Below are 10,694 nucleotides of genomic sequence, written 5' to 3'. Positions count from 1 at the left end.
CCTCAGATTAGGCCGGCACTGGTAGTTTAAAAAGATTGCGGGCATTGGCGGTGGTTTGTTGGGCAAGGGTTTCTAGGGGGACATGGCGCAGGGCGGAGATCGCCTCGGCCACATGGCGGACAAAGGCTGGTTCGTTGCGTTTACCCCGTTGAGGTACCGGCGCCAAAAAAGGACAATCGGTTTCTACCAACAGGCGATCGGGGGGCACCATCTGGGCACTGGCTTGGATAGCTTCCGCTTTTTTGAAAGTCACCGTACCGCTAAAACTGATGTAAAAACCCAGGTCTAAAAACCATTGGGTTTCCTCAGGACTACCGCCCCAGCAGTGCATTACCCCGGTTACAGGGCCTTGTTCTTGTTGAAACTCCGTCAATACTTGGCGCATGGTATCAGCGGCATCCCGGCAATGGATGATAACCGGCCGATTTAATTGCCTGGCGATCGCCAACTGGGCTCGGAAAACTTCAATTTGATGGTCACGGTTATCGGCTTTGAAAAAATCCAAACCCATTTCACCAATGGCCACCACCCGGTTATCTGCCCTGGCATAGTCAAGAATTTGTCCAGCAGTATCAGTTTGCCAATCCTGGGCGTCCAAGGGATGGAGCCCCACGGCAAAAAACAGTTCAGGAAAACGATCAGCCAGGGTCTGGATCTGGTCAAACTCCTGGGGCTTAACACAGGAATGAACCAACTGCACCACCCCCGCCTGTTGCCAGCGGTGCTGTAACTGGTCTAAATCCGCCGCAAAAACATCAAAGTTAATGTGGACATGGGTATCAACTAGATGCATGGTTCCCCTAATGCCGTGGGCGATCGTCCAAGTAACCAAAAACCAGAGGTTGTCCCCAGCTAGAACACCGATGGGTCAATGTAGTTAGCCAAAATTTACCCAAAACTACTAACTCCCCCTGGGGGAAGGACGGTGCCTAGGCGGCCGGCAGGGCGCTTTGGAGGGCTTTGGCTAGGCGAGCCTTTTTGCGGGCCGCATTGTTTTTGTGGATTACCTTGCACTTCACCGCCTTATCAATTTTGCTGAAAGCGGCGGCCATACTGGTGTTGATCGTATCAAGATTGTCAGGATTGGGGTCATTGGCGTAGGCCTCCACCGATTGAAAGGTTTTTTTCATCAGGGTTTTGATGGCCGACTTATAGCTTTTGTTCTGGAGTCGGTTGCGTTCAGCAATTTCGATGCGCTTCAGGGCGGACTTAATATTAGCCACGGTTGCTCTCTAAGGTACGTAACTGTAAAAAGGGTGGGTTCACAAAGATCAGAATTGTCATTCTAACAGTTTGGGGACACCACGACAATGGTTGCCTAACTGTACCAGAGGGGTAAATCCACCTCAAAGCGACTACCTTGGCCTAATTGGCTGGTCACAGTAATGGCACCGCCGTGGAGTTCGGCACATTTTTTGACAATGGGCAGTCCCAAACCGGTTCCAGGAACGGAACCAACATTGGTGCCTCGGTAAAAACTATCGAATAGATTTGGTATTTCCTCCGGGGCAATGCCGATACCGTAGTCCTGGACAGAAAAAATGCCATCATCCCCCCGGCGTTGGAGGCGAAATTCCACCTGGTGGCCTGGAGGAGAGTATTTGATCGCATTACCAAGGAGGTTAGTCAAAATTTGCCTTAACAATTTGGGGTCAAAGGCGACGGCTTCCCCGGCCCTAAGGCCATCATAGCTGAATAACAGGCAATGGTATTCTGTACTGCCCTGGAGTTCATCAGTGATGCCCTGACAAAAGCCGACTAAATCTAGGAGTTGGGGCTCAAATGGCAGATACTTAGTTTCCGCCCGGTTAATGGTGAGCACGTCATCCAGTAGTTCCACCATATGATGAACACTTTCCTGGATGCGTTCCAGGTGTTGGCCGCGCCTTTGCCCATCCAGTTTTGACCAATATTTTTTCAAGATGCCAGTGGAGGAACTGATAATTGCTAAAGGAGTACGAAATTCATGGGACGTGGTGGAAATAAACCGGGAACGCAATTCCCCCAATTCCTTTTCCGTTTCCAGGGCCGCCAAAATACGCTTTTCAGCATTTTTAATGTGGGTGATATCGTGGACGATCGCCACTAGGTTGACTGGGTGTTGTCCGTTGCCATCTTGAAGGAGAAACACTGAGGCGGTGACGGGAATTTCGGCGGCAGTTTGGTAATGTTGCAGACTGAATTCCCCCTCCCAAGCGCCGGCACGGAATACCTGGGGAATAATTTCTGTTTGCCAAAAATTGAGGTACTCGGGACTCACATATTCGCTCAAATAGGTGCTTTGGGCGGCTTCCAAGTTTTCTAGACCCATTAGTGATTGCCCTGCCTGGTTGAGGAAGATGACCTTTTGCTCTAGGTCGGTGATGACAATTAACTCGGTGCTATTTTTGACCACAAAATCGAGGTTTTGCCGCTCTATTTCAATTTGCTTTTGTCGCCTTAGGTCGGTGATTACCCCCACTAAGCCGTCCACGTTACCCTGGTCATCCCTCAGGGCGGTGATGGAAATGTACACCGGTAGGCGATCGCCAGTTTTAGTGATGTAAGTCCATTCCCTTTCGTAAACCCCCCATTGGATAGCGGGAATGGCAAACATGTCGATGGAATTGGGCACCAGGGTTTGCCCTAGCTGTTGGGAGATCTGGGCGGCTTGGCTGGTCATTTCTTCTAGGTCGTGGAAAATGAGGGGGGTTTGCTGGCCAATCAGTTCCGCCGCTGTGTAGCCCAAAATTTCCTCCGCAGTGCGATTAAAGGTACGGATAAAGCCCTCCCTGTCGGTGGAGATAATCATGTAGTTGGCCACATCAAAAATGCCTTTTTGCAGTTGGTTGACTGCCAACAGTTTTTGTTCGGCCCTTTGCCTTTCGGATAGTTCTTCCTGTAAGCGTTCGTACAGTAATGATTGTTGAATGGCGATCGCCAATTGGTTACCGAGGCTTTGCATTAATTGGATTTCTGCCGTTTGCCAAGTGCGGGTAGTGGAGCACTGGTGCACAATTAGTAACCCCCAAAGGCCATGATCAAAGACAATGGGGGCAACTATTCTGGATTGGGACTCCGCCACGGTGAAACATTGCACGGCACAATTGCTGGCACAATCCGGTAATTGGTCATGGGATGCATAGATATAACCATTAAGGTAGCGTTGGTAGCACTCCGGCGGAAAGTTTTCTGGACTGAGATCCATTTGCATCACTGAGGGTTGGCCATTGACCACCGATTCGGCGATCGTGGTGCCCACACCGTCCTCTTGGATATGGTAAATCAACACCCGGTCAGCGCGAATGGTACGGCGCACTTCGGTCACAGTGGTGCGCAAAATCGTTTCTAGTTTGAGGGACTCCCGAATTCTCTGGCTGATGGAAGATAAAAGTTTTTCCTGTTGGGCCTGGTTGCGCAGGGCCCTTTCTGCTTGCTTCAGATCATCAATATCCGTGCTGCTGGCCAGCCAACCGTTGATACTGCCAAAGCGGTCCTCCAGGGGTAATATCTGCAACAGATGCCAACGGTATTGACCATCACTCCTCCAAAATCGACACTCCAACTGGAAAAATTCCTGGGCGGCGATGCCTTGATGCCACTGTCTTTGCACCCTTTCCCGTTCTCCTGGTTCAATAAACTGCTGCCAAGTGTTGCCCAGAATTTTTCGACCCCGGCGACCAAAATAGGCCAACGTCCGTTGATTGCACTCCCACACGTCGCCAGTGGAAGACAGTCGCCAAACCAGATTAGGTAAGGCCTCTAACAAAGTGCGGTGGACTTGTTCGCTCTCCCGTAGTTTCCTCAACACCCGTTGGCGATCGGTCACATCCCGCACCGTTACCAAGCGGCAATCTTCCCCTTGCCAATGGATGGGCACAGCCTTAATTTCCCCCACCCCTTCCTCTTCCGGGGAGACATTAATGCCAATTTCCGTTTGCTCTTGGTTGGACAGCCCCAGTTGAGATTGTAAAAACTCCTCCTCACTGAGGCCAAACATCTGGCAAGCCATGGGATTGGCGTAAATTACCTTGTCACGGTTATCTAAAATGACAATGCCATCGGCAATAGTATTTACCAGGATTTGCAATTGTTGTTCCTTGGTATGGAGCGCCGCTTCCGCTCGTTTGCCTTGGCTAACGTCCTGGGCCAAACAGAGAATTTTGCTGGTTTGACCGCCCCCATCAATTTCAAAGGCGGAAATTTCGACGGTGAAGTATTGTACCGATCGCCGGGCATCGGTAAATTCAAAGTTAAATTCCCTTTTCTCGTGGGCTTGGAGAGTCACCAATTCTTCCCGGGCAAAATAATTGGGGGGAAGCAAGAGAGCCTGCCAGGGGCCAGCCTCGACCATTGGGTTGGGAATTGATGCCTCACCGGAATCACCGTCTACCAAAGTGGAGGGGATATTGAGATAGAGGATTTCATTTTTGACCAGATCGTAGAGATAAATAAGATTGGGATTATGGCTGAGTAATTTTTGAATTAAATGCTGGTTACGTTGTTGTTGTTGCTGTTGCCAAACGATGCGGGCTTCCAAATGCTGGACAATGCGGGGCATTTCCATTTCCCGTTGCAGAGCCTCTAGCAAAACATCTGGTTGGACAGTGGCAAGCCATTGCTGGGGCCCTACCCAACCCACAAAAGCACCACTGATATTGGTGACGATCACATAATCGTCATTCTGCCGGCGGAGTAGCTCCCTGGCATGGCAATAGGTTTGGTTAATGGTGCAGAGGGGAAAAGTGGGGCTGAGGTCTGGGCCAATGGGATTATCCAGACCGAGAGAGCCATAGTTGGGACTCCTAAAATAATGGCTGAGACTGACATTACCCAGGGGAATGCGGGTGGTGGCGGTGGGTAGTAGGGGGGAGGAATAGACCACCGGAAGACTAGAAATTTGCTGCTCGAAACAATGGCGGATCAATTGCCCCAAAGTGGTTTCTGACCCGAGGCAAAGGGGAGGAGATGCCGTCACCTGGAGGGGAAGATTTTGCCACAATTGACAAAGATTTACTGAGCGGATGAGATTGCCAACACTCAACAATCCCCAGGTTTGATATTGTCGATCCGCCACGGGGATGACGTCCCAGCCGTAGCCCCAGGTGGCAAAAATCTGCATAATTTCCCCCAGACTAGGCAACTTTTCCGAGTCCAGTCGCAGGGAGCAGGGTAAACAGAGTTCCGCCAAGGCGATCGCCGGGGAAAATTTTTCAGTCCAAAGGGCAGCGGCCAATTGCCAGTCCGGCAATAAACCCAACAGTTGACCATGGCTATCTAGCACCAAAGCCCAGGGGGGAAAAGCCTTGACCTCTACCTCTGGCTCCCAGGGGTGTTGGCCATGGTGGTGGTGCCAACAGTTCAGGGCTTCTGCCGCACTCAACTCCCCCGGCAAACAAAGACAGGACCATTGAATGGCCCTGGCAATGGTCTCCCTGGGAGTGAAGGCAAAATTCATGGTTCTGGCAGAGCTTCTAGGGTAAGTTCATAGCGATAGAGGGCAATGGGCTGGTGGCCGGTGGCGAAATAATCCGGGTCAGTGGGGGATAAATACACGGCGGTAACTTGGCTAGCACTAATTTTGCCCGGGCCAAGGTGGTAGTAGGCGGTGGTAGTTTCCACTTGATTGAGGTACTGGGTACCACCGGCGATAAATTGTTGATTGGTCAATTCCGTGGCGAGGAAGTGGTCTGGGTCGGGACTGCTTTGGCTATAGCCTAGGACAGTGGAGACCAGCCGTTGATGTTGGGGAAAAACGGTGACTAAACGGGGACTGGGTTGCTCTTTAACCTGGACAGTAATATTTATATCTTCTCTATCTTTACCCAAATAGGCCTGGGTGATGGCTTCAGCATTAAAACGGCGATCGGGCACAATCAGCGGGGTATTGTTGACCAAATCCGACAGGGCCCAATTAAATTCCGGCAGGGGAGTTTGGTCAATGAATCTGACAGGAAATTCTACTGGTTGTTCTAGATATGTCCCATTCTTGGCAAAGCCGGGACTGACGATGTCCGGGGCCAGGGGGGCTAGTTGTTCGGTGAGGGTACTGGTGACCTGCCAAGTGCCGGCAAACCATTCAGGATAATGAATTTCCCCTTTTCTCTGTTCCAGGGTAGGTAAATTAGACCAGTGGGGATAGGCATCCCATCGATCAGGAAGTGATTCGGCCAAAGCTGGGGCCATGCCGGCCACTAGCCAGAGCAAATTGCACAAAAATAGCACTGTTAAGCGAACTAGAAATCTAGACAAAAATTTACCAAAACCTATATTGTGTAAGGGTTTAGACCAATCGCCATGGTCGCCAATACCCTTTGGATCCGATTATAGTCTTTCCCCTAGGAACTAGGAACCGAAGCGCTTTTGCAGAGCCAATAGGGCTTGGGAAGGTTGTTTGGGCCGTAACCGAGGGGATTTGCGGGCTTGCATTTGGTTCCAGGCAAAGGGCCCTTCCTGGGCAGCGGATAGCGACAGTAAACGCTTAGCCCTAGTCATGGCCACGTAGAGCAATCGGTATTCCTCTGCTTCCTTGAGGTGGCGGGCTTCTTGCCAAGCGGTGGCGGTGACCGGCAAGGCGATCACCCCGGCCTTTTGCTGTTGACGATGGTGTACCACGGTGCGAATTTGGGCCCGGGCCACCTCCGCTAGGGTAAATTCCCCCAAAAATTGTCCCCCTTTGGGTACCCATAGATCGCCGGGCAGGGTGTCCTGGTGCAAAAAGGGCAAAAATACATAGTCCCAATCCAATCCCTTCGCTTTATGCATGGTGATGATGGTGATTTGTCCTGGTCTGGTGTACTTTTCGTCATTGTCGCTGGCGATCGCCTCAAATTGCTCCTCGTTAGCAATGGTGTGGAGTTCGCTGAGTAAATTTTTTAATGAGCGTTCGGGTTGGGTTTGTACCTGTAAACGTTCCGACAACTTTTGTAAGGTGGCCAAATCTGAGCTGTCATAATTGAGGGCCAGGCCCAAAAAAGCAATCAATTGATAGGCCGGCAGTTCTAGGCGGGCTTTGAGCAAGCTACGACAGAGCCCCTGGGCAGTGGCGGCCATGGAGGGCAGGAGAGGCATCAGGGGGGTGGGGTAGAGAAATTGTTCCGGCACCGCCGCCAAAGCATTTAAATCTTGAGTGGGAATTAGTTGGCGCTCCTGCAACACTGTCAAGGTGGCTTTGAGAAGATCGGGGGAATGGGGGCGATCAATAAATTGCAGTAAACTCAGGATCTCCCCCGGTATGCGGGAGTTACGGTCCTGGTCCCCCACATCCAAAACTTTCAGTCCACCATCTTTTTCCACATCTTTCAGGCGATCAGCCACGAACCTCCCCTGGCGATTTTCCCTTACCAAAATGGCGGCATTGTGGTGGGGATTGGCCAACAACAGGGGCACTAAGCGACGGCGAATTTGTTCCACTTCTTCATTGACATCTTGGGGAAAGCGAATTTCCACTCCCCCATCGGTGGCCGGAGGATTGGGTTGGGGGTCACCCGGTTCCACTGGACGAATGGCTTGGGGGCGGAAGGGTAAAGTCGTATCCACCTTGGGGCCATTAAATCGAGCTTGCCAATCTTGGTTAACCCATTCCAGCAAGAAGTTGGCCGCCGCAATTACTTGTAAGTTACTACGCCCCGCCTGGTCCATGGTGGCGAAACTGCCCAAAGCCTGACACCGTTGGCAAAATTGATTGAAATATACGGGGTCAGCGGGGGTAAAGCTGGAGTTAATGGCTTGGTTGGGGTCCCCCACCCGAATTAAACGAATGGTGCCGTCGGCGTTTTGGGCCAGTCTGGTCAATAACTTTTCCTGCAGAGGGCTGGAGTCCTGGGCTTCATCTTCAAAAACACCAAAAAATTGTTCCTGCCACTGGCGGCAAAGGTGGGGGTCTTCTAGCACCCGCAGGGCGGCCAAAATCATGTCGTTGTAGTCAATCCAATTCTTCGCTTCCATCAGGGCTTGGTAATGCTTAAACAAGCCGGCTCCCATCAGCAGGAGTTCACTACCGAGGGCAATGTGGCCCATATCCGCCACATCCTGAGGAGAAAGGCCAGAACTTTTTGCTTCTGCCACCACAATTTTGGTCAATTCGGGCAAAACTTCCGTGCTCAGTACTGCCTGCCGCCGCAGAGTTTCTGTGGTTTCCCCGTCAAAATTACCTGCTTCCACCAGAGCTTGATAGGTTTTTGGATTTTCCCGCCGCCATTGTTCCACCGCATCTTTGATTAAGCGATGCCCTTTTTGGGGCGAAACTAGAGTCTGTTGTTCTGGGTCTAGCCCTGATACTTCGGGATGCCGTAGGGCAATGCTGAGGGCTAAACCGTGGAGGGTCTGCACCGTAAATCCCAAACTAGGCAAACCCAAGGCTTGTAAACGCTGGTTAATCTTGGCTTTGATGGCCGCCGCCGCTGAACGAGTGTAGGTGACAATCAGCAATTTTTCTTGGTTATGTAGACCATGGTGGGCAATGGTGATCGCCGCCGCCACAGAAAGGCTATGGGATTTACCGGCCCCAGGCACGGCGGAAACGGCCATTTCTCCCCCACCCCAATCCGCCAAGGGTCGTTGACTGCTACGTAAACTTTGGCGGAGTTGCTCTAGGTTTAAGGAAGTTTGATTCATGGCGATCGCCGTTCTTCAATTGATCAATAGCCAACGGTCTTCAACTTAACAATATCCGTAGCGGGATTGTACAAAACATAATTGGCCTGGCCTTTTGTCCGACCCACATTACCTACCCCCACAATGCGTCGGGGCGATTTTCCTTGATCCTGGGGAGCTTGGGGGCCATCTAGGGTAGTGACTTGGGACTATAATTGTTTAGGCTCTACCCAACATTCAAAGGCTAAACCCGATCGCCCACAGAAAAGATTATTGGCATCGGCCCGAATGAGACAATCGCATAGTTCAATGGCAGGAGTATCTGGGGTTAGTTCATCAGCCGGGTTTACAGTACTACCGTGAATTAGTAAGCAATCTAACTCATGGAAGCCAAAATGGAGAGTCCTTAACCACTGCACCAACTCCCAGTCTATGCTTTCCCAAAGTAACTTGGCTCCATCAGTACCCACTTTGGCAACCAGGTCGAGGGCATCTAGGGAACCCTGGAGGCCGTGGAGATTGAAGCACTGTTCTTCCCACCAACCGAGACAAACTTGGGGAATCAGTTCATCATCTCTGGGAAATTGGATGCGGCTAATAACAGCCCGATTATCTCCCTGTAAGCCTAAAAAATCTCCCAGAATGTACAAATCAGTGACGGTATTGCCCAGACTTTGAATGTCGGTTAATACCGCTTCATAGGCTGTCAGATTGCCCTCAATGCCACTACAAATTGCCCAGTAACTATTGATCATTACTTTTTTTTAAATTTGCTATAAATCTTCTATTCTTAGTCGTAAATAATCGCTAACGCTGGCAAACATGGCTAGGATCATCGGCCCGTTCGGCAAATTCTAATCCCCTGGCTAATCGCCAAGCAAAAATGGGGGGCAATCCCTGGTCAATAATGGCGGCGCAGGTACGTTGATAGTCATAGGGGACTTCCCGCAGAGTTACCTGGGTCGTATCCGTATCGTACAAAACATAGGTGGCATTGGGACGGCCATGGCGGGGTTCCCCCACCGATCCCGCGTTAATAATCCGTTTCAGGGGCGTGGTGAATTGTTGATCTGCCTTATCTTCTGCGCTCTGGGCAACCCGCACAGAAATGGTTCCTCCCTTCAAATCCCGCACATAGGGGACATGGGTATGGCCACAAAATAGAACATCGGCTTCTGTGGCTAAAACCCTTTCCAAGGCGGCAAAACCATCCATGCTGGGCAGTAGATATTCGTGCTGACTGTTGGGACTACCGTGGACAAAACAAAGATTCTCATGTCGCATAGTTAGGGGCAAGGTGGCTAGATATTCCCTCACTTCAGGGTGAATGACATTATTCGTCCATTCGTGGGCCGCTCGACCCCGGTTTTCTGCCAGTACGGAAGGATAACTACATTCACAGGCATTAAGACCTTCCACAATGTCTTCGTCCCAACAGCCTTGGCAAGTGGGAATATCGAAGGAGCGGATCATTTCTACTACCGCGTTGGGGTAGGGGCCATAGCCCACTAAATCCCCCAGGCAATAAATTTGGTCGGCTTTGTGCTGATCAATGTCCGATAAAACGGCATTGAGAGCTTCAAAGTTACCGTGGATGCAAGAAATAACGGCAAGTTTCATTAGGCGATCGCCTCCTCTAGGGGATTAAAGTTTTTGTACTGTTGCTGGTAATGGGTCAGAATTTCATCGGCTAGGCAGCCTTCCAGGAGGGTATCGGCAATCAATTTCTGATTTAGGTTCCAGCCCGCTAGTTCAATGCCACTGAAACGTTGGGGACGACCCTCCAACCAAGGCTCCAGGGGTAATTCGGCGTATTCAATCCCCGTCAGTCCTTGGACAAAATCAATGTAAAAAGCCCGACCGTCCGGCATTTCAAAAATTCCCTTTAACCGTTGTAGTTCCCCGTAGGCTCCCCCGGTTAATTCCGTGAGAATCATCTCTAGGCTGGGGGGATCAAAAACAATTCCCGTTAACGGCGATCGCCATAAATTGGGCAAAGACTCTGGATTAGTTGGGGAAAGATCATTACCGGGGATAATTTCGTCGGCCCAACCATGCCATTCCGAATCCTTTAAAGAAGGGGGCAATACCGCCACACGACGATAGGGCAAAGGGCCAAA

General features: G+C 50.9%; 8 protein-coding genes. All 8 read right to left on the bottom strand.

What is annotated here, in order from left to right:
* Positions 1-7: 7 nt before the first annotated feature.
* The 8 genes from IQE94_RS04610 to IQE94_RS04575 all read right to left on the bottom strand — a co-directional run bounded on the left by IQE94_RS04610 (position 8) and on the right by IQE94_RS04575 (position 10,685).
* On the bottom strand, positions 8-793 hold the full coding sequence (locus IQE94_RS04610; protein ID WP_212716459.1) for a TatD family hydrolase: 786 nt from the start codon (positions 791-793) through the stop codon (positions 8-10).
* A 136-nt stretch (positions 794-929) separates the two neighbouring features.
* Positions 930-1,223, bottom strand: coding sequence for a 30S ribosomal protein S20 (rpsT, locus tag IQE94_RS04605; protein WP_194013583.1), 294 nt, complete (start codon positions 1,221-1,223; stop codon positions 930-932).
* A 95-nt stretch (positions 1,224-1,318) separates the two neighbouring features.
* Positions 1,319-5,437: a PAS domain S-box protein gene (locus tag IQE94_RS04600; protein ID WP_223342801.1), complete on the bottom strand. Its 4,119-nt coding sequence runs from the start codon at positions 5,435-5,437 to the stop codon at positions 1,319-1,321.
* Positions 5,434-6,231: a DUF6816 family protein gene (locus tag IQE94_RS04595; RefSeq protein WP_223342800.1), complete on the bottom strand. Its 798-nt coding sequence runs from the start codon at positions 6,229-6,231 to the stop codon at positions 5,434-5,436. Before IQE94_RS04595 ends, IQE94_RS04600 begins: the two co-directional genes overlap by 4 nt.
* A 93-nt stretch (positions 6,232-6,324) precedes the next feature.
* On the bottom strand, positions 6,325-8,595 hold the full coding sequence (locus tag IQE94_RS04590) for an ATP-dependent helicase (RefSeq protein WP_223342799.1): 2,271 nt from the start codon (positions 8,593-8,595) through the stop codon (positions 6,325-6,327).
* 188 nt (positions 8,596-8,783) lie between these two features.
* Positions 8,784-9,329 carry a metallophosphatase gene (locus IQE94_RS04585; protein ID WP_255611355.1) on the bottom strand — a complete coding sequence of 182 codons (546 nt, stop codon included), beginning with the start codon at positions 9,327-9,329 and terminating at the stop codon, positions 8,784-8,786.
* Between the two features lie 52 nt (positions 9,330-9,381).
* Positions 9,382-10,194: a metallophosphoesterase gene (locus IQE94_RS04580; RefSeq protein ID WP_223342798.1), complete on the bottom strand. Its 813-nt coding sequence runs from the start codon at positions 10,192-10,194 to the stop codon at positions 9,382-9,384.
* A complete protein-coding gene (locus tag IQE94_RS04575) occupies positions 10,194-10,685 on the bottom strand; it encodes a hypothetical protein (protein ID WP_223342797.1) in 492 nt (163 codons plus the stop codon). The genes IQE94_RS04580 and IQE94_RS04575 overlap by 1 nt, the downstream gene beginning before the upstream one ends.
* Positions 10,686-10,694: the final 9 nt, after the last annotated feature.

The sequence above is a fragment of the Synechocystis sp. PCC 7339 genome, from assembly GCF_019924095.1.
Lineage (GTDB): Bacteria > Cyanobacteriota > Cyanobacteriia > Cyanobacteriales > Microcystaceae > Synechocystis.
Note: the sequence above shows the minus strand (reverse complement) of the source record. Positions and strands in the feature narration are given on the sequence as shown.

Bases quoted from the DNA above. Each gene is read 5' to 3' on its own strand.
- IQE94_RS04580 (WP_223342798.1), bottom strand. From the start codon at position 10,194: ATGAAACTTGCCGTTATTTCTTGCATCCACGGTAACTTTGAAGCTCTC.
- IQE94_RS04585 (WP_255611355.1), bottom strand. From the start codon at position 9,329: ATGATCAATAGTTACTGGGCAATTTGTAGTGGCATTGAGGGCAATCTG.
- IQE94_RS04600 (WP_223342801.1), bottom strand. From the start codon at position 5,437: ATGAATTTTGCCTTCACTCCCAGGGAGACCATTGCCAGGGCCATTCAA.
- IQE94_RS04590 (WP_223342799.1), bottom strand. From the start codon at position 8,595: ATGAATCAAACTTCCTTAAACCTAGAGCAACTCCGCCAAAGTTTACGT.
- IQE94_RS04610 (WP_212716459.1), bottom strand. From the start codon at position 793: ATGCATCTAGTTGATACCCATGTCCACATTAACTTTGATGTTTTTGCG.